Origin of the sequence: Oerskovia sp. USHLN155, from assembly GCF_037145535.1 — a bacterium.
Classification (GTDB): Bacteria; Actinomycetota; Actinomycetes; order Actinomycetales; family Cellulomonadaceae; genus Oerskovia; species Oerskovia rustica.
The window spans coordinates 1-24,486 of sequence record NZ_JBBCXG010000003.1 but is presented as its reverse complement, the minus strand read 5'-3'; the positions used below and the strand labels follow the sequence as shown (position 1 = coordinate 24,486).

The following is a 24,486-nucleotide window of genomic DNA, read 5'->3' as shown; positions in this document are numbered from 1 at the left end:
GCCGTCCCACCCACCGAAGGAGAGCCGCCATGAACGCACCGTCGATCGACCGGACCCGCCCAGACCTGGGCCTCGTCCGTCCCCGTACCGGAGCCGTCCTGCTCGCGGTCGCGGGCGTTCTCTTCCTCGCCTTCCCGCTCCTGCGCCCGTGGGTCCCCGAGGGCGTCGCCACCCCCGAGCTCGCGGCCGCGTTCGCCTCGGGGCGCTGGATCGCGGCGCACCTGTGCGGTGCGGCCGGGTTCTGGCTGCTCCCCGCCGCCTTCGTCGCGCTGCGCGGACGGCTGGCCAGGACGCGGGGCCGGGCTCCGGCGTCGGGCGCGGTCGTCACGGGCTGGCTCGGCGCCGGGCTCGTCCTGCCGTACTTCGGTGCGGAGATCTTCGGGGTCCACGCGATCGCGCGCGACGCGGTGACGACGGGGTCCCTCGACTTCCTGCCGACGATCGACGCGGTCCGGATGCAGCCCGTCGCGATGACGCTGTTCGGTCTGGGGCTGCTCGCGGTCGGCGCGAGCGGGGTGCTCGCCTCCGTGGCGGTGTGGCGCGGCGGGCTGGTTCCACGGTGGACCGGGATCCCGCTCGCCGCGGGCCTCGTGCTGTACCTGCCGCAGTTCTTCACGCCGCCGGCGGGGCGGATCGTGCACGGCGTGCTGCTGGCCGTGGGCTGCTGGCTCGTGGCGTGGGCCGTGCGCCCCGACGCCGAGGGTGACCTGGATCGGCCGGTGACGCCCGTCCGCCGAGGGTGACCGCCACCAACGCCGAGGGTGACATCCGATGTCGCCCTCGGCGGGCGTGTCTGTCACCCTCGGCGGGCGTGTCCGTCACCCTCGGCGGGCCGGCGTACCAGCCGCGTCAGTGCGCCAGGAAGCCCAGCAGGTCGTGACGCGTGAGCACCCCGACCGGGTCGCCGTCGTCGATCACGAGCAGCGCGTCGGCGTCGTGCAGCGCGGCCCGGATCGCCGCGACCCCCTCGCCCGCCCCGATGAGGGGGAACCGCGCCTCCATGTGCTTGTCCACGCGGTCGGCGAGGGAGGCGCGCCCGGAGAACACGGCGTCGAGCAGCTCCCGCTCGCTCACGGCCCCCGCGACCTCGCCGATCTTGACGGGCGGCTCGGCCCCGACGACCGGCATCTGGGAGACGCCGTACTCGCGCAGGATCTCGATCGCGTCGCGCACGGTCTCTCCCGGGTGGGTGTGGACGAGGCTGGGCAGCTGACCGCTCTTGGAACGCAGCATGTCTCCCGCGGTCACGCCCTCCTCGGCGTCGAGGAACCCGTACGACCGCATCCAGGAGTCGTTGAAGATCTTGGACAGGTAGCCCCGCCCGCCGTCGGGCAGGATCACGACGATCACGGCGCGCGCCGCGGCCTCGGGGTCCTCGTCCTGGAGTCGGCGGGCCAGACGCAGTGCCGCGACGACCGCCATGCCGCACGAGCCGCCGACGAGCAGGCCCTCCTCGCGCGCGAGCCGGCGGGTCATCTCGAACGAGTCGGCGTCGCTCACGGCGATGATCTCGTCGGGCACGGTCGGGTCGTAGGCGGCGGGCCAGAAGTCCTCGCCCACGCCCTCGACGAGGTACGGGCGACCGTCGCCGCCCGAGTAGACGGACCCGGCGGGGTCGGCGCCCACGACGTGCACCCGGCCACCGGCCGGACGCGAGGCCGACACGTCCTTGAGGTACCGCCCGGTCCCGGTGATGGTGCCACCGGTCCCGACCCCGGCCACGAGGTGCGTGACGAGACCGTCGGTGTCGTCCCAGATCTCGGGGCCCGTGCTCTCGTAGTGGGACGCGGGACCGTTGGGGTTGGCGTACTGGTTGGGCTTCCACGCCCCGGGGATCTCGGCGACGAGCCGGTCCGAGACCGAGTAGTAGGAGTCGGGGTGGTCGGGGGCCACGGCGGTGGGGGTCACGACGACGCGCGCCCCGTAGGCGGTCAGGACGTCGCGCTTGTCCTGGCTCACCTTGTCGGGGCAGACGAACACGCAGTCGTACCCCTTGCGCTGCGCCACGAGCGCGAGGCCGACCCCGGTGTTCCCCGAGGTCGGCTCGACGATCGTGCCGCCGGGCGCGAGCTCCCCGGAGGCCTCGGCCGCCTCGATCATCTTGAGCGCGATGCGGTCCTTCACGGACCCGCCAGGGTTGAGGTACTCGACCTTGGCGAGGATCGTCGCAGAGAGGCCGTCGGTCACCGATCCGAGCCGGACCAGGGGTGTCCCGCCGACGAGGTCAGAGATGTGGTGTGCGAACTTCATGCACCGATCATGCGCTGCCGAGGGCCATTCCGCCGAGCACGGCGCACAATGCGACGCTCACACCGAGGATCACGACGAGCAGCGGACGGTCCGCGGCGTCGCGTGCGAAGTACCGCCCGACGGCGGCGCTCAGCCCGCCCGCGACGGCCAGGTAGAGCACCGACGCCAGCGCGATCCCGCTCGTCGCGGTGGTCGGGTCGCCGGTGGCCGCGCTCAGCAGCGAGCCCAGCACCAGGAAGCTCCAGATCCCGACGCCCACGAACCCGAGCGCGAAGAACAGGGTCGTGGCCCTACGGTCGTCCCACTCGCGCGAGATGCGGTGCCCCAGCCAGGCGACCACGGCTCCGGCCGTGAGGGTCACGAGCAGGATGACGACCGCGGAGACCGTGACCCACGCGACGGCGTTGGGGACGCTCCGACCGACGAGGAGCCCATAGGGGACCTGGAGGACGAGCAGCGTGAAGGCGGCCAGCGCGAGGCCGGCGGCAAAGACCGGCACCCGCGTCGGAACGGGTTCCGATGCGGGTGCCGGGGACTTCTTCCGGGCGTCGGCCAAGGTCAGTCGCTGCTCTGCAGGATCGCGAACAGGCGCAGGAACTCGAGGTACAGCCAGATGAGCGTGACCATGAGCCCGAACGCGGCGGACCAGGCGAACTTGGCGGGCACGCCCGCCTCGACGCCGCGCTTGATCGAGTCGAAGTCGACGATGAGCGACGCGGCCGCGAGACCGACGGCGATCAGGCCGATCGCGATGCCCCAGCCACCCCCGCGGGCGCCCCAGCCGTCCAGCACGCCCGTCATGATGAGGACCATGTTGACGAGCGAGAAGGCGAGGTAGCCGACCATCGCGATGAGCAGCCAGCGCGTGAACTTGGGCGTGACACGCACCTTGCCGGACTTGAAGAGGAACAGCGCCGCCGCGAAGGTCACGACGGTCGCGAGCACGGCCTGAAGGACCACGCCGTTGAGCTGGACGCCGTTGATGACCATGGAGTCGTAGTACTTGCTGATGCCGCCGAGGAACGCACCCTGCGCGATCGTGTAGGCCACGATGAGCGCGGGGCTCGGGCTCTTCTTGAACGCGTTGACCAGGCCCAGGACCAGGCCGACGATCGCGCCGCCGATCCAGATGAACGGCATGGTGTCGACGAGCTGCCAGCTGCCGGCCGCGACGACGACGAGCAGGGCGAGCAGGCCGCCGGTCTTGATGATGACGTCGTCGTACGTGAGGCGCTTGGTGTCCGCGGTGGTCGCGGTCGGCGCGTTGTACATGGCGTCGAGCGTCGCGGCGTCGGCGGTCTGCGCGCCGTAGCTGCCGTACTGCGCCTGCTGGGGCGCGGTGCCGTACGCGGGGTTCTGCTGGACGGTGCCCGCAGCCCCCTGGCCGGTGCGCGCGCGCTTCGGCTCGCCGAAGATGGCGCTGTTGTTGAAGACGGGGTTGCTCATGCTTCCTCCTGGTCGCGGCGTCCAGTGCCCTCTGTCGAGGCGGGTGTCGCTGGCCGTGTTTCCATCCTATGCAACGAGCGGGTTCGCGCCGGTGTTCCCGGGGGTTTCATCCGACTTTTCCGCCCCTCGCGGACCAAGATCGCTCGACCGGCCGACGGGCGTCATCCTTGCGGCGTACGGAGACGCCCCGAGAAGATCGACCATGAGGGGGCATCGCCCGGACGGCCCCCTCTCTAGGCTGGGGACGTACCCAGCCACCATCCGCAACCCACCCGAGGGGCGAGCATGATCGAAGCACGAGGCCTGACCAAGCGGTACGGGCCCAAGACCGCTGTCGACGGGATCTCCTTCACCGTCCAGCCCGGCCAGGTGACGGGCTTCCTGGGCCCGAACGGCGCCGGCAAGTCGACCACGATGCGCATGATCATGGGGCTGGACCGTCCGACGGCCGGTTCCGTGACCGTGAACGGCCAGCCGTACGCCGCGCACCGTTCGCCCCTGACCGAGGTCGGGGCCCTTCTCGACGCGAAGGCCGTGCACACGGGCCGCAGCGCCTACAACCACCTTCTGGCGATGGCGGCGACGCACAACATCCCGACGAAGCGCGTGCACGAGGTCATCGAGATGACCGGCCTGCAGTCGGTCGCGAAGAAGCGCGTCGGCGGCTTCTCGCTGGGCATGGGCCAGCGCCTGGGCATCGCGTCCGCGCTGCTCGGCGACCCCAAGACGCTCATCCTCGACGAGCCGGTCAACGGTCTGGACCCCGAGGGCGTCCTGTGGGTCCGCAACCTGGCGCGCTACCTCGCCTCGGAGGGCCGCACGGTCTTCCTGTCGAGCCACCTCATGAGCGAGGTCGCGCTGACCGCGGACCACATCATCGTGATCGGCAAGGGCCGCATCATCGCCAACGCACCCGTCAAGGACATCGTCGACGGCGGCGCGCAGCACACGGTCCGTGTCCGGACGCCGCAGGCCACGCAGCTCGCCGAGCTGCTGACGCGTGACGGCGCGACCGTCACGTCCGACGAGCCGAGCCTGCTCCAGATCACGGGGGCCGAGGCCGCCGGGATCGGCGAGCTGGCCGCCGCCTCGGGCATCGTCCTGCACGAGCTCACGCCCGTCACCTCCACCCTGGAGGAGGCGTACATGCTCCTCACGGCCGACTCGGTCGAGTACCAGACCGAGTCCGCCGCCCAGCACATCGGCCACGGCGTGGACGCCGCGTCCGGCGCCCAGATCTCCGAAGGAGCCAAGCGATGACCGCCGCAACCGTCTCCGCCGCACGCCCGACGGCGCAGCGCGCCTCGTCGGCCCGCCTCACGTTCGGCGGGATCCTCAGGTCGGAGTGGATCAAGTTCCGCACCTTGCGCTCGACCGTCTGGACCGTGTCGATCACGGTCGTGGTCATGGTCGGCATCGCCCTGATGTTCGCGGCCCTGATGTCCTCGCTCCTGGGCGACGCCCAGGCCGAGGCGAACGGCGGCCTGCTGCCCGGCGTCATGATCGTCACGTTCGGGTACAGCTTCGCCCAGCTCGCGGTCGCCGTCCTGGGCGCGCTGACGATCACGGGTGAGTACTCGACGGGCATGATCCGTTCCACGTTCAGCGCGGTCCCGACGCGCGTGCCCTCGCTGGCCGCGAAGTCGATCGTCCTGGCCGTGGTGACGTTCGTGATCTCCGCGGTCGGTGTCGCCCTGTCGTACGTGGTGGCGCTGCCCTTCATCTCGGGCACCTCGCTCGAGGTCGACCTGTCGGCGGACGGCACGCTCCGTTCGCTGATCGGCGTCCCGCTCTACCTCATGGCGATCGCCGTGCTGGCGATCGCGCTCGGGGCGCTGATCCGCAACTCCGCCGGGACGATCTTCTCGCTCGTCGCGCTCATCCTGGTGCTCCCCAGCATCCTCGGCGCCCTCCCGGTCGAGTGGGTGCAGAACCTGGCGCAGTACCTGCCGAGCGCCGCGGGTGAGGTCCTGATCCTCGGCGACTTCGGTGGCGGCGACCTGAGCCCCTGGCAGGGCTACGGCGTGCTCGTCGCCTGGGTCGCGGTCGTCTGGGCAGCGGCGGCCGTGGTCATCAAGCGTCGGGACGCCTGACCATTCCTCGCACCGCGCACAGCCCGGCGCCGGACCACGAGACCCGTGGTCCGGCGTCGGGCGCTGTGCGTCCTGAGGGGGGCGTCGCCCCGGGTGGCGCCGGCGGCACCACGGGGGCGGCCACAGCGCCCCGGGTCACCCTCAAACCTCGGCCCGGCAGCGCCGCGGTGTTCACCGAGCTCGACGCGCGCAAGCTCGGGCCGGTACGCCGGTACTTCGTGCGCCACCCGGTCGTCATGGACTGGTTCGTCGCGGCCTGGTTCGCCGTACCCGGCCTGCTGGTGGCGCTGCTGTACCCGGAGCCGCGCTACGGCGTCGCGGTCGCGACCCTCGCGGGCGGCGCGGCACTGCTGTGGCGCCGCCGCTACCCGCTGTGGACCGCCGCGGCCATCGGTGCCCTCGCGATCCTGACGCTCGCACTGACGGGCGACTCCGCGGGCTTCGAGCTGGCCACCGCGTTCGCCGTCTACGCCGTCGCGACGACCTACCGGCCGGCCGTGGCATGGAGCGTGCTGGGTGTCCTGGTCCTGACGGTGTGCACCGCGGAGATGCTCTGGTACGACTTCACGGTGAGCGAGACGGGCGCGATGGTGCGTGCCGAGGTCGGCAGCGGCGAGCTCACGGGGCAGCGCGTCGCCACGATCGCGATCACGATCACCTTCGCCCTGCTGGGCATCGCGATCGGGTCCAGCGTGCGCGGTCGACGCCTGCACGTCGCCGACCTCGTGGGCCGCGCGAACGCGATCGCGCGCGACCGCGACCAGCAGGCACAGCTCGCGGCCGCGGCCGAGCGCGCGCGCATCTCGCGCGAGATGCACGACGTCGTCGCGCACTCCCTGACCGTCATGGTCGCGCTCGCGGACGGCGCCAAGGCGCTGGGCGCGAAGGACCCCGAGCTCGCGGGGCAGGCGCTCGACGAGCTCACCGAGACGGGGCGCGCGGCCCTCGCCGACATGCGCCGCGTCCTGGGGGTCCTGCGCGACCCCGACGGCACGGTCGCCCCGCTGACCCCGACCGCGGACGTGCCGAGCATGGAGGACATCGCCGAGCGGTTCCGGCACGCGGGCCTGCCCGTGCGTCTGGTGCGCGTGGGCGTCCAGCCCGACCCGGACCCGGGCCTGCGTCAGGCGGCGCACCGGATCGTGCAGGAGTCCCTGACGAACGTCCTGCGGTACGCGCCGCTGACCCCCGTGGTCGTGGTCGAGATCGCCCGGCGTGACGCGGGCACGCCCGACGGTGGAGACTGGCTCGAGATCACGGTCACGAACAAGGCGGGTCGGGCCCCGGGCGGCACGGCCCGCGACGGGGCGGACGCCCGCCCGCTGCCTCCGGGCATCACGGGCGACCAGCCCATCGGCACAGGAAGAGGGATCATCGGGATGCGCGAACGTGCGGCCGTCTACGGGGGCACGGTCACGGCCGGGCCCACGAGCTCGGGCTGGGAGGTCGTGGCGCGGATGCGCCTCGACGGCGCCACGCAGCCCAGGCCCGACGGCGGAGCCGGGGTCGCGCTGTGACCCTCCCCTTCCCGGACGAGACGGCGGGCGGTGTGGCCGGTCACGAGGCCGTGCCCCACGGCCCCGCCCACCCGATCCGTGTGCTGCTCGTCGACGACCAGTCCCTGCTGCGCATGGGTTTCCGCATGATCCTCGCGGCCGAGGACGACATCGAGGTCGTGGGCGAGGCGAGCGACGGTGAGACCGCGTTCGCGCAGGCCACGGCACTGCGCCCCGACGTGATCCTCATGGACGTGCGCATGCCGGGCGTCAACGGGATCGACGCGACCGAACGGATCGTGTCCGCGCTGCCCGCCAGCCGGGTCATCATCCTCACGACGTTCGACCTCGACGAGTACGCGTTCGCTGCGCTGCGCGTGGGCGCGAGCGGTTTCCTGCTCAAGGACGCCCGCCCGGCCGACCTGGTCGGCGCGATCCGCAACGTCGCGAGCGGCGACGCGGCCGTCTCCCCGCGCGTCACGCGCCGCATGCTCGAGATGTTCGCGGGCTACCTGCCGGAGGACCCGCAGTCGCAGGGGGCGGCGGCGCCCGGCCACGGGGTCGACGACCCACGGCTGCGCGAGCTCACGGCCCGTGAGCTCGAGGTCTTCGCGGCGCTCGGCGAGGGGCTGTCCAACGCCGAGATCGCGGGACGGTTCGTGGTCTCCGAGGCCACGGTCAAGACGCACGTCGGGCGCGTGCTCGGCAAGCTCGGCCTCCGCGACCGGGTCCAGGCCGTGGTGCTGGCCTACGAGACGGGCGTCGCGCGCCCGAGCTGAGCGGCGTCGTCGGGCCTCGAGTGGTGCGGGCCGCCCCGCGCGGGCATGGTCGTGGAGGGGAGCGTTTCGGCTCCGTCGTCCACGACGCGGGAGGCAGCCATCATGCCCGACCACCACGACCCGTTCTCCGCCGGCTTCTCCGGCGACCACGGGCGCGACTTCGAGATCCGCAGCGTCCTGGGTGGCGCGTACAGCGGCACGGCGGACGTGGGCGAGGTCCTCGCTGCCGTCGCGCACGTGCGCGACAGGGACCACCAGGGCTGGTTCGACGCGTGGCACACGCTCGGCGACCGCGTCGCGCAGGTCGCCGACGACGCCGCCGCGGCCGGGCACGGGACGAGCGCCGCGGCCGCGTACCTGCGGGCGTCCGCGTACTACGCGGCCGCGGTCAACGCGGTCGCGGCGCTCGAGGTCGACGACGACCTCCTGCCCACGTTCCGCAAGCACCGCGCCGCGTGGGACCGGTGGGTCGACACGAGCGGGCTCGTCGTCGAGCGCCTCGCGGTCCCGTACGAGGGGACGACGCTGCCGGGGTACTTCTTCAGCGCGTCCGACGCCGCGTCGACCGCGGCGATCGCGGCGGACCCGGGACAGGTCCGGCCGAGGTCGACGCTCGTCGCCGTCAACGGGTCGGACGGCTCGCTGACGTCGATGTGGACCGCGTGCGTCGCGGGCGCGCTGCGCCGGGGATACCACGCGTTCGTGTTCGACGGCCCTGGGCAGCAGTCGATGCTGTTCGAGCACGGCGTACCCTTCCGGCCCGACTTCGAGGCCGTCCTGACCCCTGTGCTCGACGCGCTCGTGGGCCGCCCCGACGTCGACGAGGGACGGGTCGCGGTCTACGGGTCGAGCCAGGCCGGGTACTGGGTGCCTCGCGCGCTCGCGTTCGAGCACCGACCGGCCGCGGCGGTCGTCGACCCGGGAGTCGTCGACGTCTCGGCCTCGTGGACCAGTTCCATGCCCAAGAGCCTGCTCAAGCTGCTGCAGGAGGGCAAGGACCACGCGTTCGACCGCGACATGGACCTGGGCCTGCGTCTGTCGAAGGCCACCGCGGCCACGTGGCGCTTCCGCGCCCGCCCGTACGGCGTCGAGGGCTACGCCGCGACGCTCCGCGAGGTCCAGAGGTACGACGCACGGGACGTCGTCGCACAGGTCACCACTCCCCTGCTCGTCACCTCGCCCGAGGGCGAGCAGTTCTGGCCCGGCCAGTCCGAGGAGCTCGTCCGGCTCACGCCCGACGTGTCGAGCCTGGTGCGGTTCACCGCCGCCGAGGGCGCGAACCTCCACTGCCAGCCCCTCGGGCGAGCCCTGACCGAGCAGCGCGTGTTCGACTGGCTCGACGAGACGCTCGCGCCCCGGCTCGTCGGGGAGGACGACTGACGAGAGGCCCGCCCGTTCGACGAACGGGCGGGCCTCTCACGTCCCGGAGCGGGTCGGGTCAGCCGCGCGCGGCAGGCTCCGCCGGCTCCTCCGCAGCGTGCCGGCCCACGAGCTCGGCCGCCTTCGCCTCGTGCTTCGCCTCGCGCCGGGCCGCCCGCTTCTCCCCCGCACGCTCGGCGAGCGTGTAGAGCACGGGTACGACGACGAGCGTGAGCAGTGTCGAGGACAGGAGGCCGCCGATGACGACGAGCGCGAGCGGCTGCGAGATGAACGAGCCGCCGCCCGTGATCCCGATCGCCATGGGCGTGAGCGCGAAGATCGTCGCCGCGGCCGTCATGACGATGGGCCGCAGTCGCTTGCGCGAGCCCTCCGTCACGGCCTCGTCCAGCCCGCGACCCTGCGCGCGGTACTGGTTGATGAGGTCGATCAGGACGATCGCGTTCGACACCACGATCCCGACGAGCATGAGCATGCCGATCAGGGCGGGCACCCCGAGCGGTGTGCCGGTCGCGAGCAGCAGGAGCAGCGCGCCCGTCGCGGCGAACGGGATCGACACGAGCAGGATGAACGGCTGCAGCAGGCTGCGGAACGTCGCGACCATGACGAGGTAGACGATCGCGATCGCGACCAGGAGCGCGAGGCCCAGGTCGGCGAACGCGTCGGCCTGCTGGGTCGCGACGCCGCCGAGCTCGACGGTCGCGCCGCCCGGCAGCTCGAGGTCGTCGATCGCGGCCGTGAGCGCGGTCGTGAGCGTGCCGAGGTCCTGGCCCGCGGGCGTCACCGCGATGGTCGCGCTGCGCTCGCCGTTGACCCGCGAGATCGAGGTGGGTACGTCGACCTCCTCGATGCTCGCGATCTGCGTGAGCGGGACGACGCCCGCGGCCGTGGGCACGACGAGCGCCTGGAGCTCGTCGACCGTGGTCGGGGCCTGCCCGACGGCGACGCGCACCTGCACGGGCCCGTCGCCGAGGTTCACGGTGCCCACGGGCGAGGGCGACATGAGGCTCGCGACGGTGCCCGCGACCTGGGTCTCGGTGAGCCCGACGGCGGCTGCCGCGTCCCGGTCGACCGTCACCTGGATCGTGGACTGGGCGCTCGCGAGGTTGTTGGTGACCTCGGACGCACCCTCGGTGTCCTCGGCGATCTGCTGGACCTGGTCGGCCGCGGCGGCGAGCGTCTCGGTGTCGGGCGCGCGGACGACCAGGTCGACCGTCGAGCTGCCGAACGCGGCGTCGGCCCCGGCGACCGTGATGCCCTCGGAGTCCTCGCCGCCGAGGTCCGCGACCGCGTCCCGGACCTGCTGCTGCGCCGCCACGCCGTCGGCGTCCGCGTCGAGCGTGAGCGAGAAGGTGGCCTGGGGCGAGCCGCCGCCACCGAAGAACGCGGCCTCGGGACCGCCCGCCGAGCCCACGGTCGTCTGGACCGTGTCGACCACGTCGAGGTCGAGGAGCGTCTCCTCGACCTCGCGGGCCGCGGTGTCCTGCGTCGCGAGCGACGTGCCGGGGGCGAAGGTCTCGGTGACCGTCAGGGTGTCCTGGCCCGAGTCGCCCAGGAAGTTGGTCTCGAGGCGCGGCACGAGCGCGACGGTGCCAGCGAGGACCGCGACCGCGATGGTGAGGGTGATCGCGGGGTGGCGCAGCGCGGCGCGCAGCGTCGGCAGGTAGCCCCGCTGCCACAGCCCGCGACGCTCCTTCGCCTCGGCGACCTCGCGCGCCTGGTCCGCGAGGACCTTGGCCTGCTCGGGGTCGGCCGGGACGACGGGCGCCTTGATGAACCAGTAGGCCAGCACGGGCACGATCGTCAGGGCGACGAACAGCGACGCGGCCATGGCGATCGCGACGGTCATGGCGAACGGGCGGAACAGCTCGCCGACCATGCCGCCCACCAGCGCGATGGGCAGGAAGACCGCGACGGTGCAGACCGTCGAGGCCGTGATCGCGCCGCCGACCTCCTTGACCGCCTTGAGGATCGCGGCGGTCTTCTGCTCGCCGTAGGACAGGTGCCGCTTGATGTTCTCGATGACGACGATCGAGTCGTCGACCACGCGCCCGATCGCGACGGTCATGGCACCGAGCGTGAGGATGTTCAGGGTGTAGCCGGTCGCGTTCATGACGATGAACGTCACGAACAGCGAGAGCGGGATCGAGACGGCGGAGACGAGCGTCGAGCGCAGCGACGTGAGGAACAGCAGGATCACGACGACCGCGAAGACCAGGCCGAGCAGACCCTCGGTCGCGAGGCCCTCGATGGACTCCTCGATGAACGGCGCCTGGTCGAACACGACCTCGACGCGCACGTCCTTGGCCTCGAGAGCGCCGTTCATGTCCTCGATCGCGTTCTGGACGGCGTGCGAGACCTCGACCGTGTTGCCCGCCGGGGTCTTGGTGATCGCGACCGCGAGCGCGGGCTCGCCGTCGAGGCGCGAGTAGGAGGTCGCGGGCTGCGGGGCCACGGTGACCGTGGCGACGTCGCCGAGGGTCACGGGTGCCGCACCGGGCGCGCCAGCGGACGGCGCCGCGACGAGCGGGAGGTTGATCAGGTCGTCGGTGCTCGTGACGGCCGTGCCGACCTGGACGGACAGCGTGCGGTCGCCCGCGGCGACCGTGCCGGCGGGGATCACGACGCCGTTGTCCTGGAGGATCGTGGTGACCTGGGCCGGGCTGAGCCCTGCCGCGGCGAGGGCCGCGACGTCGAGGTCGATCGTGACCTGCTGGTCGGCGATGCCGCTGACCGCGACGCTGCGCACGTCGGTGACCTCTTCGAGGGCGGGCACGACGACGCTGTTGACGGTGTCCGCGAGCGCGGTCTCGTCGGCGCCGCCCGAGACCGCGAGCTGGACGACGGGGAGGTCGTCGACCGAACCGGTCACGACGGTCGGGTCGACGTCGGCGGGCAGCTGGCTGCTCACACGCGTGACCGCGGTCTGGAGCTGCTGCGCGGCGAGGTCCATGTCGGTGCCGTACGTGAACTGGACGGTCGTCACGGACATGCCGGTCGACGAGCTCGACGTGACGTCCTCGACGCCGTCGACCCCGCGCGCGGCGGTCTCGAGCGGTGCGGTGACCTGCTGCTCGACGATCGCGGGGGCGGATCCGGGGTACACGGCGACGACGGCAGCGGTGGGGATCTGCAGGCTCGGGATGAGCTCCTGCTTGAGCGATCCCATGCTGACGATGCCGAACACGGCTATCGCGATCGTGGCGAGCGCGACGACGGCGCGGTTCGCCAACGACGTTCGGGCGAGACGGAACACGGGGCCTCCAGGGCACGGTGGATGGTCACGACGTCGTCGTCGCAGAGTCGTTAGCCTAACGCTAAGCAAAACGGGAGAGTTCCCACGTCTCGCGGACCGGTCTGGCCTCCCCCAGCCCGTCGACCGCCTCCGAGGACCCCTCCGATAGAGTCTCGCCGTGACATCGGACCCCCCTGGCGATCGCGCCCGGCTCCAGCGCGAGCTGATCGACGCGCAGCACGCCCTCCAGGAGCTCGTGCTCGCACGGCGCCTCGAACCGCTCATGCGCACCCGCCTGACCGCTCAGCAGATGCGCGCCCTGGGGATCCTGCTCATCGACGGCGAACGCAGCACGGCCCACCTGGGCGACGTCCTGGGCGTCAGCCCCGCCACGATCTCCGGGATCGTCGACCGACTGGAGGCCGCGGGCATGGCCTCCCGGCGCCCCGACCCCGAGGACGGTCGGGTCCGGCTCGTCGCCGCGACCGAGCGCGGGGCGGAGGCCGTGCGCAGCATCGTCGCGAGCGACGCACCGGCCGGACCCGAGACGCTCGAACGCCTCACGCTCGACGAGCTCGAAGGGCTCCGGCTCGGGCTCGCGGGGCTGCTGCGCGTCGTGCGCGAGAGCGGCGACGAGATCGAGGGCAGCACAAGCACCGAGGGCGGCCCCGCCGCGGCGACCTCGGGCGAGGCGTAGGCGGGGTGCGAGCGGCGTCGTCGGGCCTGCGCACACCTGCCCGACGACGCCGCTCACCGCCCGCTCAGACCTCGCCCAACGCCTCCTCGGGCGTCCCCTCGACCGCCCGGGCCCGACGGTTCCAGCGCGACCACAGGACCGACTCCCCCAGCTCGCCCGCCATCCCGTGCGCCGTCGCGAGGAACGCGACCACCCCGACGAGCAGCACTCCGGCACCGACCCAGTACGGGACCGTGAGGCCGACCGGGTGGAGCAGGCCCGCGATCACGGGGGCCGGGGCCGCGAAGCCCCACCGGACCAGGTTGAAGGCGCCCGTCGTCACGCGGCGGTCCGGGCTGCCGAGCGCGAGCGAGAGGTCCGTGAGGTTCGCGTTGGCGATCCCCATGAACACGCCCGCGACGACCAGGACGACGATCGAGCCGGCCGTGCCGAGGTCGAGCGCGAGCGCGACCGTGGCGAGGAGCACCCCGACGACCGCGATCCCCATGGTCTGGACCGCACCGACCGTGTGCGCGAGCCTGTGCCCCACGACCAGGATGCCGAACGCGAGACCGATGCCCCAGGCCGTGAAGACGAGTCCGAGCGGGATGACGTCGAGCCCCAGGAACACCGGGGTGTAGCCGAGGATGATGAAGAACACGAAGTTGTACGCCGCGGTCACGATGCACAGCGCCCGGAAGCCCGGCTTGCGGAAGAGCGCGAAGACCTGGCCCACGCGGAGCGGCACGGGCTTCTCGGCCGGGTCCTTGAGGCGCGTGATCGACAGCGCGAGCGCCACGATCATGAACAGGCCGCACGCGAGGAACGGGATGCGCCACGAGAACTGCCCCAGCAGGCCTCCGATGAGCGGACCGACCGCGAAGCCCAGGCCCACGCACGTCTCGAACAGTCCCACGACCCACTCACGGTCGTTGGCGAGCGAGACGAGCAGGACCATCGCGGTGGCGAAGAACATCGCGTTGCCCAGCCCCCACAGGCCGCGCAGCGCTGCGAGCTGCCCGATGTTCTGCGAGAGCGCCGCGAGGATCGCCGCGACCGCGACGAGGCTCACGCCCGCGCCGAGGACCTTCTTGTAGCCGAACCTCCCCGTCGCGAGGACGGCCGGGATCATGCCGATCGCCATGACCGCGATGTACGCCGTGAACAGGAGCTCGATCTGCCAGGTGCTCGCGCCGATCTCCTGGCCGATGATCGGCAGGATCGGGTCGACCACGGCGATGCCGGCGATGGCGAAGAAGGCGGTGAGGGCGGTCGCGTAGATCGCGGTCTTGTTGGGCTCGTTCCTGGTGGTTCTGGACACACGTCCCCCGGGTCTCGTAGGTAGTCATGGGTGCTGATGGGTGCTGGCGCACGGGCCGCAGCCGGCGAGACGCCGGGCCCTGCGGGCCGGTTCGAGATTTACCTGCATCATGCAGATAACTCTCTGTAGAATACACCTATGACAGTTGCTCGGGGTAACAGTTCTGCGAACCGACCGACGGACGGCCCTGACGACGGGCCCGACCCCGCCACGCGAGAAGTCCTGTCGACCATCGAGCTCGAGCTCGCCCAGCTCCTGCGCCGGGCCGAGCGCACCACGGCCGCCGGGCGAGCCAAGGCCGCCCGTGCAGGCGGGCCCCCGAGCGGCACGCTCGACCGCTCGGCGTACCTCCTGCTCCACGACCTCCTCGTCAACGGCGCCGAGAACGTCAACACCCTGGCCGACCACCTGGGTCTCGACGCCTCGACCGTGACCCGGCAGGTCGTCGCCCTGGAGAAGGCCGGGCACGCGCGCCGCACACGGGACCCCGCCGACGGGCGCGCCGTCCTGGTCGAGGCCACGCCGCAGGGGCTCGAGGACCTCGCCCGCCATCGCGAGATGCGCAGCGAGCTCTACGCCGAGGTCCTGGCCGACTGGTCACGCCTCGACAGGGCGCTCCTGGGCGAGCTGCTCGAACGACTGAACGACGACCTGGACACGTACAAGCGCAGGGGGCGCGGCGCGGCGGACTGAGGCGCTCCCCAGACCGGGCACCACTTCCAAAGAACTCGTTGCAAAGAAACTCTTGCAAAGAGACCTTTGCATCACTACGGTGGTGGCATGCCCACGAACCACGACCCCGAGCAGGCACCCGACCCCCGCACCCAGCGGGCTGTCGGACCCGCGGCCCTCAAGGCGCTCTCGCACCCGCTGCGGATCCAGATCCTCGATCTGCTGGGGCACCACAGCGCCCTGACCGCGAGCGGTCTCGCCGAGCTGCTCGGCGAGACGAGCGGCGCCACGAGCTACCACCTGCGCCAGCTCGAGCGCCACGGGTTCGTCCAGGAGGTCCCGGGCCGCGGCACAGCGCGCGAGCGCTGGTGGGAGAGGACTCCTGGCGGGTTCACGATCGAGCTGCCCGACGAGGAGGCCGGGGACGGCACCCTCACCGCGACGGTCACCGTCAACCGCGAGTTCGAGGCCATGCGCCAGCGCAAGATCATGGACTTCCTCGACGGCGCCCGCTCCCTCGACCACGCCTGGCTCGAGTCCGGCGCGACGCTCGCCACGATCAACATGTGGCTCACCAAGGAACAGCTCGCGGAGGTGCAGGCCGAGTGGCAGCGCTTCAGCGAGACAGTCCTCGACCGGTTCGCCGGCCAGCAGGACACCCCGGGGGCCCGCCCCGTCCAGGTCCACTTCAACGCGTTCCCCCTGATCAACGGCAAGGAGAACCCCTCATGAGCACCTACGCCCCGACCCGTCCAGACCTCCGTTCACCGTCGCTGCGCGCCCTGCGGCCGAGCGACCGGTTCCTCGTCGCCGCCGGCGCCCGGCTCACGACATGGGGTGAGCGCCGGGCCGCCGCGCACACGCTGCGGACCGCCCGTCACGCCGGGCTCGACGCCGCCGCCGAGGACCGCGCCCGCCTCGCCGCCCGCCTGCACTCTGGCCGCCCGATCGCCTGACCGGCTTCCGCGGTCCGTCGCCTCGCCCGACCACGGTCGCCGCGCCCGACCACGGCGGAGCCGTCTGCCCTCGGCAGATCCGCCCCGGGCAGATACCGGTGCCCCGGCCCCCTCCCCGGAGGCAGGGTCGAGAGATGACGAACCAGCCACCGCTCCTGCGGTCCGAGGCGGCCCCGCCGCCCACCTCCCCGTTCGACGACCAGCTCGCGTCCCGCCTGCTGCACCAGCGCATCGTCGTCCTCGGCACGGCCGTCGACGACGCCGTCGCGAACCGCGTGTGCGCGCAGCTCCTCCTGCTCTCGGCGGAGGACCCGCGCGCCGACATCGCGCTCTACATCAACTCCCCCGGCGGCTCGGTGAGCGCGGGCCTCGCGATCTACGACACGATCCGCCTCGTCCCCAACGACGTCAGCACGCTCGCGATGGGCTTCGCCGCGAGCATGGGGCAGTTCCTGCTCTGCACGGGCACCGCCGGCAAGCGGTACTCGCTCCCCCACGCGCGCATCATGATGCACCAGCCGTCGGCGGGGATCGGTGGCACCGCGGTCGACATCGCGATCCAGGCCGAGAACCTCGAGTACACCAAGGGACTCATGCACCGGCTCACGGCCGAGCACACGGGCCAGACCACCGAGACCGTGACCGCGGACAGCGACCGCGACCGCTGGTTCACGGCCTCCCAGGCCCTCGCCTACGGCATGGTCGACCACATCGTCACGTCGGTCGACGACGTCCGCCCCACCGCCCGCTCCCGGAAGGTCGGACTCTGATGTCCAGCTACACGATCCCCACCGTCGTCGAACGCACCCCGCTCGGCGAGCGCGCGTTCGACGTCTTCAGCCGCCTCCTCTCGGAGCGCATCGTCTTCCTCGGCACCGAGATCGACGACGGCGTCGCGAACGTCGTCATGGCCCAGCTCCTGCACCTCGAGTCGGACGCCCCCGACCAGGAGATCGGCCTCTACATCAACTCCCCCGGCGGCTCGATCACCGCGCTCATGGCCATCTACGACACGCTCCAGTTCATCCGCTGCGACGTCTCGACGATCTGCATGGGGCAGGCCGCGTCGGCCGCCGCGGTGCTGCTCGCCGCGGGCACGCCCGGCAAGCGCTTCGTGCTCGAGCACTCGCGCGTCCTGCTGCACCAACCGTCGGGCGGCGCCGAGGGCACCATCTCCGACCTGACGCTCCAGGCCCAGGAGATCCTGCGCCTGCGCGAGGAGACCGAGCTCGTCCTCGCCCGGCACACGGGCCAGACCGTCGAGCGGCTGCGCGCCGACACCGACCGCGACCGCATCTTCACCGCGCACCAGGCCGTGGAGTACGGGCTCGCCGACGCGGTCGTGACCTCCCGCAAGCTGGCCGTGGCCGCATAGGCGAGCGGCGCCGTCGGGCCTTCTCCTGCCCGACGGCGCCGCTCACCTCCCGTACCCGGGTGCGCCCTACTTCTTGCGGCCGAACCAGCCGCGGCGCTCGGGCTGCTCAGGCGCGGGCGGCGGCGCAGGGACCGGCTCCGGCGCGGCCGCGAGCGACACCGACAGGTCCCTCAGGCGACCGCGCTCGTCGAACGACACGGTCACCTCGCCGTCGCTCGCGCCCACGAGCGCGGTCTGCTCGTCCTGCCACCGGATGTCGAGCCCGCGCAGGACCGCGTAGGCCCGCACGGCCCGGCGGTGGTCGGCCACGGCCGTGCTGCCGATCCCCTCCGGGACCACGCGCGCGACCCGCGCGACCGTCGCGGGCGGCAGCTCGAACCGTGGGTGCGTCACGAGGAACCACGCGCACGTGCCACCGCCCGTCGGACCCGCGAAGTGCGTGAAGTGCCCCGTCACGGCCTTGGCCGCGAGCGCGAGCCGGTACGGGACGGCGTCCGTCAGGAGGATCTCCGGCGTGCTCAGCTCGAAGATGCCGCCCGTCACCCCCCGCTGGTGGACGTGCTCGGCCGCCGCGACGACGCCCTCCGGGAAGTGGTTCACGTTGTGCCAGCCCCACAGCCAGCTCTGCGTCGCGGGTGCTGCCGTCCCCAGGAAGTGCGCCCCGCACACGAGCGGGATCTCGCTGTGGAACGTCAGCGTGCCCGCCTCGAGGTCCGCGTCCCACGCCGACTCGCCGCCCAGGTCGGCGAAGTGCGCCTGGTGCTCGGCGGACAGGATCACGGCGCGGTCGACGAGGTCCTGGAGGGTGGGCGCCGGGTTCGTCTGCGACATCCTGACAGCACACCACCGACGGGCGCGCGGCGCGCGGCGAAACGGACAGATCGCCGCCGTGAGCGCAGGGATTCACCCTGGGCGGAACCCAGGGCCGACCGGCCGCTCAGGCAGCGAGCAGCAGGACCGTCGTCGTGGGCGTACCGCTGGTCACGGAGCGGGCCGGTGGAGCGGACCGGCGCGGCGACGCCGCGAGCGCATGCAGCTCGCGCACCGCCCGCGGCTGCGAGGAGAGGCTGCGGCGCTCGGCACCCGCCCGGCGGCTCGCCTCCGCGTCGAACTCGTCCTGGCTGCGCGCCAGCAGATCGACCACGCGCAGGCCGAGAGCGCGGCAGATCGCGGCCAGGACCTCGGACGACGCCTCCTTGCGACCGCGCTCGACCTCCGAGAGGTACGCCGTCGAGACCTGCGCCGCGAGGGCGACGTCGAGGAGCGTGCGCGCCTGCACGGTGCGTTCGGCACGCAGGATCCCGCCGACGACGTGGCGCAGCAACGGCTCGGCGGTCCGGCGCTCGAAGAGCACCACCTGGCCTGCGGCTGCCATCGCGTGCTCCCTCGTCGCGGGTCGTGGGGCGCGGGTGCGCCGTCCCCTCAAACTAGCGCCGCCCGCGCCCACGGACGCCAGCGGAAGAGGCTCGTCTGCTGCTGGCGTAACGTGGGAACGGCTCCGAGGAGACCTTCGCGAGAGGCGGCCCACCGATGTTCCGCACGCTCTTCCCCATCCTCACCACGACCGACCTCGACCGGTCGCTCGTCTTCTACCGCGACCTCCTGCGCGGCACCGTGACGTACCAGTTCCCCGACGACGGCCCACCCGTCTACGTCTCGGTCGCCGTGGGCGACGCGTCGCTCGGGATCGGGGTCGACCGCGAGAGCCCCGACGTCGGGCACGCGCACCTGTGGGTCACGGTCGACGACTGCGACCAGGCCGTCTCCCACCTGGCCGCAGCCGGGGTCGTCGTGGTGTCGCCGCCCGCCGACCAGCCGTGGGGCGAGCGCGTCGCCCGCGTGCTCGACCCCGACGGGAACCAGGTGTCGCTCGGGCAGGAAGCAGCCGAGGACCCGGAGCCGGACGGGCCGACGGGGTTGTCGTAGGGCCCCCACGTCGCGGTGCCCCCACTGGGACTCGAACCCAGACTGCGCCGATTTTAAGTCGGATGCCTCTGCCGATTGGGCTATGGGGGCCGGGGGTGAGGATATCCCGGCCGAGGTCGGGCCGACAGGCGGGACCAGGATGCCGGTCCCTGTCTTCGACGCTCTGGGTAGTGCCCCGGGCCCCTACCGCGACCCCGCCAGCGCCCAGCGGATCGCCTTCGTGACCGTCCGACCGCCGGCCCGCACCAGCACCGACTCGCCCCGCATCGGCCACTGCACCGGGATCATGCGCCGCGACCACGGCGGCAGCGACGCGACCGACGCCGCCCCCAACGCCGCGTAGGGACCCCGGGCCAGGAACGGGAGAGGCGGCTCGGACAGCAGGAAGCGAGCGACGTCGTCGGACTCGGTGGTCCTCGCGAGCTGCGGGCGGAACTCCTCGAAAGCCCTCGCCAGCTCGGCACGCGACCGCGGCGGGTCCACCGCCCCGAGCCGGTCCGCGATCGTCGCGGCCTGGGCCAGGTACTCGTCGCAGCCCGCGGCGTCGAGCGGTCGCTCGCCGTAGCGCTGGTGCGCGGCGAGGAAGCTGTCGGCCTCGGCGACGTGTACCCAGCGCAGCAGCCAGGGGTCGTCGGCCGCGTACGGGCGCCCGTCGGAGGCCGTGCCGCGCACGCGGACGTGCACCGAACGGACGACGTCGATCGCCTGCTGCGCGTGCTCGACCGTGCCGAAGGTGGTGACCGCGAGGAACGTGCTCGTGCGGGCCAGGCGCCCCCACGGGTCGCCGCGGTACCCCGAGTGGGCCGCGACCGCAGCCATCGCGAGCGGGTGCAACGACTGGAGCAGCAGGGCGCGCAGGCCGCCGACGAACATCGACGCGTCGCCGTGCACGCGCGCGATCGCGGAGTCGGGCGCGAACCAGCGCGGACCCGGGGTGTCGTGGATGCGGGACCGCTCGGCGGGGCCGTCGGGGCCCGCGACGCGCTCGAACAGGGCTCGGCCCGCCCGGGACCGCAGGTCGTCGACCACGCGAGTGCTCATCCGTCCATTGTGCGCCGCGGAGGATTCACGTGAAACGGGTGGTCGTCACGGGGTGCCCTCTCGCGGGTCACGCCACGTCGGCCCCGCCGCGAACAGCAGAACGCCGTGAGGGCGGCCCCGTCTGGGACCGCCCTCACGGCGTGCACAGAGCTGCGATCAGGCTCAGGCCTTGGTCGCGGCCTTCTTGGTCGTCTTCTTGGCAGGACCGTGGTTCGCGTCGGCGCCCGCGGCCTCAGCCGGAGCAGCCTTGTCGGCACCGGCCTCGGCACCACCGTGCTCGGCCTCGGCGGCCGAGGACACGGCCTCCTGCTTGACCTTCTCGCCCGCTGCGGCCGGCGGCACGGACGCCTGGCGGAACTCCGCGCGCGGGTCGTGCAGCGAACCGAGCGAGATGATCTCGCGGCCCATCAGGAACTGGCCCATCCAGCCGATCGCGATGCGGATCTTGCGGTTGCCCGTAGGCATCGCCATCACGTGGTAGCTGCGGTGCATGGCCCAGGCGAGGAAGCCCTTGAGCTTGAAGATGCCGAACAGCTCCGCGACACCCTTGTACAGGCCGAGCGAGGCGACCGTACCGACGCTCTTGTGCTTGTACTCGACGGGCTCGTCGCTGTGCAGGATCGCGACCAGGTTGTCGGCGAGGCGCGTGGCCTCACGGATCGCGTGCTGCGCGTTCGGCGGGCAGAACTTGCCGGGGTTCAGCAGGTCCGGGACGGCGGCGCAGTCGCCCGCGGCCCAGGCGTCGGGGACGACGTTGCCGTCCTCGTCCGCGACCTGGAGCGTCGGGAGCACGATGACGCGGCCGAGCTTGTCGACGGGCAGGTCCGAGCTCTCCTTGAGGACCGGGTTCGCCTTGACGCCCGCGGTCCACACGATGGTGTCGGTGTCGAACTCGACGCCCGTCGAGGTCACGACGTGGCCGTCGACGCACGACGACAGGAACGTGTTGAGGTGGAACTCGATGCCGCGCTTCTTGAGCTCCTCGAGCGCGTACTGGCCCATGGGCTCGGAGACCTCGGGCAGGATGCGCCCGGAGCCCTCGATCATCACGAAGCGCAGGTCCTCGGGCTCGATCGTCGGGTAGTTGCGGGCCGCGTAGCGCGCCATGTCCTCGATCTCGGCGATCGCCTCCATGCCGGCGAAGCCGCCGCCGATGAACGCGAACGTGAGCATGCGCTTGCGCAGGTCCTGGTCCCAGGTGGACGACGCGACGTCCATCCGGTTGATGACGTGGTTGCGGACCGCGATGGCCTCTTCGACGTTCTTGAAGCCGATCGCGTTCTCCGCCAGGCCCGGGATGGGCAGCGTGCGCGAGACCGAGCCGAGGCCGACGATCAGGTGGTCGTAGGAGACCGAGTAGTCGTCACCCTCCTCGGGGCGGATCGTGATGCTGCGGCCGGCGTGGTTGATCTCCACGACCTTGCCCTGCAGCACGTCGACGCCCTTGAGGGCGCGACGGTGAGGGGCGACGACGTCGCGTGCGTCGATCGAGCCCGCGGCGGCTTCCGGCAGGAAGGGCGCGTACGTCATGTACGGGCGCGGGTCGACGACCACGATGGCCGCTTCGCGCTTGCCGAGCTTCTTGCGGAGGCGGCGAGCCGAGTAGAGACCGACAGAGCCGCCACCCAGGACGATGATGCGGGGGACCTTGCGGGGACGCGGCGACGCAGCGCTGTCCGCGTTCTGGGCAGGGGCGACCGAGGTCTGGTCATTCAGAGGCATGAAACCAGAGTATTACTGTCTTCAACTTCTTGGTGAAAATCTGTCCGATTGGTGGGCGTGACAACCTTCACAAGCGCCCCGTGGGTCGCCTTTTTGGGGTGTTCCTGCGGTTTGGGAGGTGCTGGACCCGAGGGGGGCCGGGGCGCCTGGCCCCCCTCGGTTCTGGGAGAAACGGTCAGCCGCCCGACGGCGCAGCTCCCGTCGAGGCCTCGAGCACCGGCGTCGCGGTGGCCGGGGAGGGCGTCCCCGGGACGCGCGCGGAGGGTGCGGTCGTGCCGTCGACCGCCTGGTCCGCGGGTGGCTCGTCGCTCGTCGGAGCCTGCGGGGTGGCCGGCGCCCCGGGGCCGGCCGGGGCCGTTCCTGCGTCCGGTGCCGCGTCGGGCGCGGGAGCCGGCGTGCCGCCGGTCGTCGAGGGCACCAGGAGCGGCTGCGCCTGGAGGAAGGGCGACGGCATGGACCGCGGCTGCTCGCCCTCGAGCGGGACGGGACGCTCGGAGCCGTCCCACTCGACCGCGTCCTCGGGCAGACCGCGCAACGGGTAGACGTTCCAGCGCTCGCGACCGTCGGTCGAGAACGACGGCTGGAAGTACCACCCCTGCTCGACGTCCGGCAGCGTCCAGGGCTGCGTGGCGCCCTCGGCCGTGATGGTCCGGACGGGGCGCCCCTGGTCGTCGAAGATCTGGACGTCCTGGAGGGCACGGCCGCTCGCGTCGTACACGAACAGGTTGCTGACCGGCGAGCCGTCGACGAACACACCGCTCCCGGACCCGCCCGCGCTCACGCCGCTCGCGCCGTAGCCGTTCGAGGCATCGCTGACGCCCTGCTGGTACCCCTGCTCGTACGACCCCGACGAACTCGTGGAGAGACCGTTGAGCTCCGCGTTGGTGCCGAAGGCTGCGCTCACGAAGAACGGCACGGTCACGAGGACCGCGACGACGTCGACGACCGTGCGCAGGGTGCCAAGACCGCGCCGGCGCAGCCACCGGCCACGACCCCACTGCACGCTCACGACGATCGCGGCCAGCAGCAGGAACCGCCAGAACGGGGCCCGGGGCACGAGCTCGAAGTTCTGGGGCATGTTGAACCAGCCGTACAGGACGAGCACCACGACCCATGCCCGCAGCACCCACCACACCGGCTGCAGCACCGCGGCGAACTCGAGGAACGCGGCCCACTGCGGGGAGGACGTCACGGGGGCCCACAGGGACCTCCACTCCGACACGAACCTCCTGCCGTCCGCGGCCAGGCGGTCCCCCAGGCTGCGCCGCGGGAGCGGCCCCGGTGCTGCGGGGTCCAGGCCCGCGGCCGACCGGAGCTCGGCGGCGTACTCGCCGGCCGGACCGAAGCGCGCGGCGACGTCGAGGAGGGCGGTCGCACCGCCGTCGGGCACCTCGCTTCCCTGCGGGAGGGGGCGCAGCGTGCCCGGCATGTCGGCGAGCGCCTCCGCGAGGTCCGCCTCGAGGCCGTCGGTGAGGTCGTCGACCTGCTCGGGCGAGAGGTCGGCGAGGTGTGCGCGGACGTCCGCGGCGTAGCGGCGGACCTGGTCGAGGATCACGGCCTCGGGGCTCAGGGTCGTGGACATCACGCAGCTCCTTCCGAGGTCATGAGGAGGCCGGTCAGCGTGCCGGAGAACTCCTGCCACTCCTTGCGCTGGGTGTCGAGCATGGCCCGGCCCTGAGCGTTGATGCCGTAGTACTTGCGGTGCGGGCCCTCGTCCGAGGGGACGACGTAGCTCGTGAGCATCCCGCCCGCGTACAGGCGGCGCAGCGTGCCGTAGACCGACGCGTCGCCGACCTCCTGGAGGCCTGCGGCCCGCAGGCGTCGCACGACGTCGTAGCCGTACCCGTCCTCGTCCGCGACGACGGCGAGGACCGCCGCGTCGAGGACGCCCTTCAACAGCTGTGTGGTGTCCACCCTGACTCCCTGCTCGCCCTGCTCCTGTGCGCCAGACACTACTACGCAACCCGCACTACCGGCCAGAGTGAGTTACCGCGTGTCATACCTCTGCCGAGCCGCATCGGCCGAGCGCGTCCGCCCAGAAGTGGGGGGGGGGCCCCGGGGGGGGGGGGGGGGGGGGGGGGGGGGGACGAGGGGGGGGGGGCCGCGGCGGGGGGGCGCGGG

Annotated in this window: 24 protein-coding genes and 1 tRNA gene; 13 read left to right on the top strand and 12 right to left on the bottom strand. The window is 72.4% G+C overall.

The annotated features are described in order from the left end of the window. The first annotated feature begins 29 nt into the window (after positions 1–29). Complete coding sequence (locus WFH32_RS04985) at positions 30–743, top strand: hypothetical protein (RefSeq protein WP_336706384.1); 714 nt, start codon at positions 30–32, stop codon at positions 741–743. A gap of 106 nt (positions 744–849) precedes the next feature. Here the strand turns inward: WFH32_RS04985 and WFH32_RS04980 are convergent, their stop codons facing one another. From WFH32_RS04980 to WFH32_RS04970, 3 genes are read right to left on the bottom strand one after another with little or no spacing between them, the layout of a single operon-like run. Then, complete coding sequence (locus tag WFH32_RS04980) at positions 850–2,250, bottom strand: cystathionine beta-synthase (protein ID WP_336706383.1); 1,401 nt, start codon at positions 2,248–2,250, stop codon at positions 850–852. A gap of 7 nt (positions 2,251–2,257) precedes the next feature. Continuing rightward, positions 2,258–2,749 carry a hypothetical protein gene (locus WFH32_RS04975; RefSeq protein ID WP_191794242.1) on the bottom strand — a complete coding sequence of 164 codons (492 nt, stop codon included), beginning with the start codon at positions 2,747–2,749 and terminating at the stop codon, positions 2,258–2,260. 59 nt (positions 2,750–2,808) lie between these two features. Then, complete coding sequence (locus WFH32_RS04970) at positions 2,809–3,696, bottom strand: Bax inhibitor-1/YccA family protein (protein ID WP_191794243.1); 888 nt, start codon at positions 3,694–3,696, stop codon at positions 2,809–2,811. A 285-nt stretch (positions 3,697–3,981) separates the two neighbouring features. Here WFH32_RS04970 and WFH32_RS04965 point away from each other — a divergent pair, with 285 nt between their 5' ends. The 5 genes from WFH32_RS04965 to WFH32_RS04945 all read left to right on the top strand — a co-directional run bounded on the left by WFH32_RS04965 (position 3,982) and on the right by WFH32_RS04945 (position 9,444). Beyond that, positions 3,982–4,956, top strand: a complete 975-nt coding sequence (locus tag WFH32_RS04965; protein WP_191794244.1) for an ABC transporter ATP-binding protein — start codon at positions 3,982–3,984, stop codon at positions 4,954–4,956. After that, entirely contained in the window at positions 4,953–5,789 is an 837-nt protein-coding gene (locus WFH32_RS04960; RefSeq protein ID WP_191794245.1) for an ABC transporter permease subunit, read from the top strand. The genes WFH32_RS04965 and WFH32_RS04960 overlap by 4 nt, the downstream gene beginning before the upstream one ends. A 167-nt stretch (positions 5,790–5,956) precedes the next feature. Then, complete coding sequence (locus WFH32_RS04955; protein ID WP_336706382.1) at positions 5,957–7,306, top strand: sensor histidine kinase; 1,350 nt, start codon at positions 5,957–5,959, stop codon at positions 7,304–7,306. A 113-nt stretch (positions 7,307–7,419) separates the two neighbouring features. Further along, positions 7,420–8,064: a response regulator gene (locus WFH32_RS04950; protein ID WP_191794282.1), complete on the top strand. Its 645-nt coding sequence runs from the start codon at positions 7,420–7,422 to the stop codon at positions 8,062–8,064. Between the two features lie 102 nt (positions 8,065–8,166). Next, entirely contained in the window at positions 8,167–9,444 is a 1,278-nt protein-coding gene (locus WFH32_RS04945; protein ID WP_336706381.1) for an alpha/beta hydrolase family protein, read from the top strand. Between the two features lie 58 nt (positions 9,445–9,502). On the opposite strand, the gene WFH32_RS04940 is transcribed toward WFH32_RS04945, so the two are convergent. Further along, positions 9,503–12,697 (bottom strand): efflux RND transporter permease subunit, encoded by a 3,195-nt coding sequence (locus WFH32_RS04940; RefSeq protein WP_191794248.1) that lies wholly within the window; start codon positions 12,695–12,697, stop codon positions 9,503–9,505. A 157-nt stretch (positions 12,698–12,854) separates the two neighbouring features. Between WFH32_RS04940 and WFH32_RS04935 the strand changes: the two genes are divergently transcribed. Further along, positions 12,855–13,373, top strand: coding sequence for a MarR family winged helix-turn-helix transcriptional regulator (locus WFH32_RS04935; protein WP_191794249.1), 519 nt, complete (start codon positions 12,855–12,857; stop codon positions 13,371–13,373). 64 nt (positions 13,374–13,437) lie between these two features. On the opposite strand, the gene WFH32_RS04930 is transcribed toward WFH32_RS04935, so the two are convergent. Then, positions 13,438–14,673, bottom strand: coding sequence for an MFS transporter (locus WFH32_RS04930; protein WP_191794250.1), 1,236 nt, complete (start codon positions 14,671–14,673; stop codon positions 13,438–13,440). Positions 14,674–14,811: 138 nt separating this feature from the next. On the opposite strand from WFH32_RS04930, the gene WFH32_RS04925 reads away from it, so the two are divergent. The 5 genes from WFH32_RS04925 (at position 14,812) to WFH32_RS04905 (ending at position 17,676) form a co-directional block, all read left to right on the top strand. After that, positions 14,812–15,366: a MarR family winged helix-turn-helix transcriptional regulator gene (locus WFH32_RS04925; RefSeq protein WP_191794251.1), complete on the top strand. Its 555-nt coding sequence runs from the start codon at positions 14,812–14,814 to the stop codon at positions 15,364–15,366. Between the two features lie 87 nt (positions 15,367–15,453). Continuing rightward, positions 15,454–16,077 (top strand): ArsR/SmtB family transcription factor, encoded by a 624-nt coding sequence (locus WFH32_RS04920; RefSeq protein WP_191794252.1) that lies wholly within the window; start codon positions 15,454–15,456, stop codon positions 16,075–16,077. Next, entirely contained in the window at positions 16,074–16,301 is a 228-nt protein-coding gene (locus WFH32_RS04915) for a hypothetical protein (protein ID WP_191794253.1), read from the top strand. The genes WFH32_RS04920 and WFH32_RS04915 overlap by 4 nt, the downstream gene beginning before the upstream one ends. 134 nt (positions 16,302–16,435) lie before the next feature. After that, a complete protein-coding gene (locus WFH32_RS04910; RefSeq protein ID WP_191794254.1) occupies positions 16,436–17,071 on the top strand; it encodes a ClpP family protease in 636 nt (211 codons plus the stop codon). Continuing rightward, positions 17,071–17,676 (top strand): ATP-dependent Clp protease proteolytic subunit, encoded by a 606-nt coding sequence (locus WFH32_RS04905; protein WP_191790971.1) that lies wholly within the window; start codon positions 17,071–17,073, stop codon positions 17,674–17,676. Before WFH32_RS04910 ends, WFH32_RS04905 begins: the two co-directional genes overlap by 1 nt. A gap of 66 nt (positions 17,677–17,742) precedes the next feature. Here WFH32_RS04905 and WFH32_RS04900 read toward each other — a convergent pair whose 3' ends face one another. Together WFH32_RS04900 and WFH32_RS04895 are read right to left on the bottom strand one after the other, a co-directional pair. After that, positions 17,743–18,507: a DUF6882 domain-containing protein gene (locus tag WFH32_RS04900; protein WP_191795131.1), complete on the bottom strand. Its 765-nt coding sequence runs from the start codon at positions 18,505–18,507 to the stop codon at positions 17,743–17,745. Positions 18,508–18,613: 106 nt separating this feature from the next. Beyond that, complete coding sequence (locus WFH32_RS04895) at positions 18,614–19,051, bottom strand: helix-turn-helix domain-containing protein (protein ID WP_336706380.1); 438 nt, start codon at positions 19,049–19,051, stop codon at positions 18,614–18,616. Positions 19,052–19,206: 155 nt separating this feature from the next. Between WFH32_RS04895 and WFH32_RS04890 the strand changes: the two genes are divergently transcribed. After that, positions 19,207–19,602 carry a VOC family protein gene (locus WFH32_RS04890; protein WP_336706379.1) on the top strand — a complete coding sequence of 132 codons (396 nt, stop codon included), beginning with the start codon at positions 19,207–19,209 and terminating at the stop codon, positions 19,600–19,602. A gap of 16 nt (positions 19,603–19,618) precedes the next feature. On the opposite strand, the gene WFH32_RS04885 is transcribed toward WFH32_RS04890, so the two are convergent. From WFH32_RS04885 to WFH32_RS04865, 5 genes are all read right to left on the bottom strand, one after another. Further along, positions 19,619–19,692, bottom strand: a tRNA-Leu gene (locus WFH32_RS04885). A 93-nt stretch (positions 19,693–19,785) separates the two neighbouring features. Further along, positions 19,786–20,643, bottom strand: a complete 858-nt coding sequence (locus WFH32_RS04880) for an oxygenase MpaB family protein (protein ID WP_336706378.1) — start codon at positions 20,641–20,643, stop codon at positions 19,786–19,788. Between the two features lie 162 nt (positions 20,644–20,805). Continuing rightward, positions 20,806–22,365, bottom strand: coding sequence for an NAD(P)/FAD-dependent oxidoreductase (locus tag WFH32_RS04875; RefSeq protein ID WP_336706377.1), 1,560 nt, complete (start codon positions 22,363–22,365; stop codon positions 20,806–20,808). A gap of 175 nt (positions 22,366–22,540) precedes the next feature. After that, positions 22,541–23,947, bottom strand: coding sequence for a hypothetical protein (locus tag WFH32_RS04870; protein ID WP_336706376.1), 1,407 nt, complete (start codon positions 23,945–23,947; stop codon positions 22,541–22,543). Next, a complete protein-coding gene (locus WFH32_RS04865) occupies positions 23,947–24,279 on the bottom strand; it encodes a PadR family transcriptional regulator (RefSeq protein ID WP_138823190.1) in 333 nt (110 codons plus the stop codon). The genes WFH32_RS04870 and WFH32_RS04865 overlap by 1 nt, the downstream gene beginning before the upstream one ends. Positions 24,280–24,486: the final 207 nt, after the last annotated feature.

Bases quoted from the DNA above. Each gene is read 5' to 3' on its own strand.
- WFH32_RS04985 (WP_336706384.1), top strand. From the start codon at position 30: ATGAACGCACCGTCGATCGACCGGACCCGCCCAGACCTGGGCCTCGTC.
- WFH32_RS04980 (WP_336706383.1), bottom strand. From the start codon at position 2,250: ATGAAGTTCGCACACCACATCTCTGACCTCGTCGGCGGGACACCCCTG.
- WFH32_RS04970 (WP_191794243.1), bottom strand. From the start codon at position 3,696: ATGAGCAACCCCGTCTTCAACAACAGCGCCATCTTCGGCGAGCCGAAG.
- WFH32_RS04965 (WP_191794244.1), top strand. From the start codon at position 3,982: ATGATCGAAGCACGAGGCCTGACCAAGCGGTACGGGCCCAAGACCGCT.
- WFH32_RS04960 (WP_191794245.1), top strand. From the start codon at position 4,953: ATGACCGCCGCAACCGTCTCCGCCGCACGCCCGACGGCGCAGCGCGCC.
- WFH32_RS04950 (WP_191794282.1), top strand. From the start codon at position 7,420: ATGGGTTTCCGCATGATCCTCGCGGCCGAGGACGACATCGAGGTCGTG.
- WFH32_RS04945 (WP_336706381.1), top strand. From the start codon at position 8,167: ATGCCCGACCACCACGACCCGTTCTCCGCCGGCTTCTCCGGCGACCAC.
- WFH32_RS04925 (WP_191794251.1), top strand. From the start codon at position 14,812: ATGACAGTTGCTCGGGGTAACAGTTCTGCGAACCGACCGACGGACGGC.
- WFH32_RS04920 (WP_191794252.1), top strand. From the start codon at position 15,454: ATGCCCACGAACCACGACCCCGAGCAGGCACCCGACCCCCGCACCCAG.
- WFH32_RS04915 (WP_191794253.1), top strand. From the start codon at position 16,074: ATGAGCACCTACGCCCCGACCCGTCCAGACCTCCGTTCACCGTCGCTG.
- WFH32_RS04910 (WP_191794254.1), top strand. From the start codon at position 16,436: ATGACGAACCAGCCACCGCTCCTGCGGTCCGAGGCGGCCCCGCCGCCC.
- WFH32_RS04905 (WP_191790971.1), top strand. From the start codon at position 17,071: ATGTCCAGCTACACGATCCCCACCGTCGTCGAACGCACCCCGCTCGGC.
- WFH32_RS04900 (WP_191795131.1), bottom strand. From the start codon at position 18,507: ATGTCGCAGACGAACCCGGCGCCCACCCTCCAGGACCTCGTCGACCGC.
- WFH32_RS04895 (WP_336706380.1), bottom strand. From the start codon at position 19,051: ATGGCAGCCGCAGGCCAGGTGGTGCTCTTCGAGCGCCGGACCGCCGAG.
- WFH32_RS04890 (WP_336706379.1), top strand. From the start codon at position 19,207: ATGTTCCGCACGCTCTTCCCCATCCTCACCACGACCGACCTCGACCGG.
- WFH32_RS04880 (WP_336706378.1), bottom strand. From the start codon at position 20,643: ATGAGCACTCGCGTGGTCGACGACCTGCGGTCCCGGGCGGGCCGAGCC.
- WFH32_RS04875 (WP_336706377.1), bottom strand. From the start codon at position 22,365: ATGCCTCTGAATGACCAGACCTCGGTCGCCCCTGCCCAGAACGCGGAC.
- WFH32_RS04870 (WP_336706376.1), bottom strand. From the start codon at position 23,947: ATGTCCACGACCCTGAGCCCCGAGGCCGTGATCCTCGACCAGGTCCGC.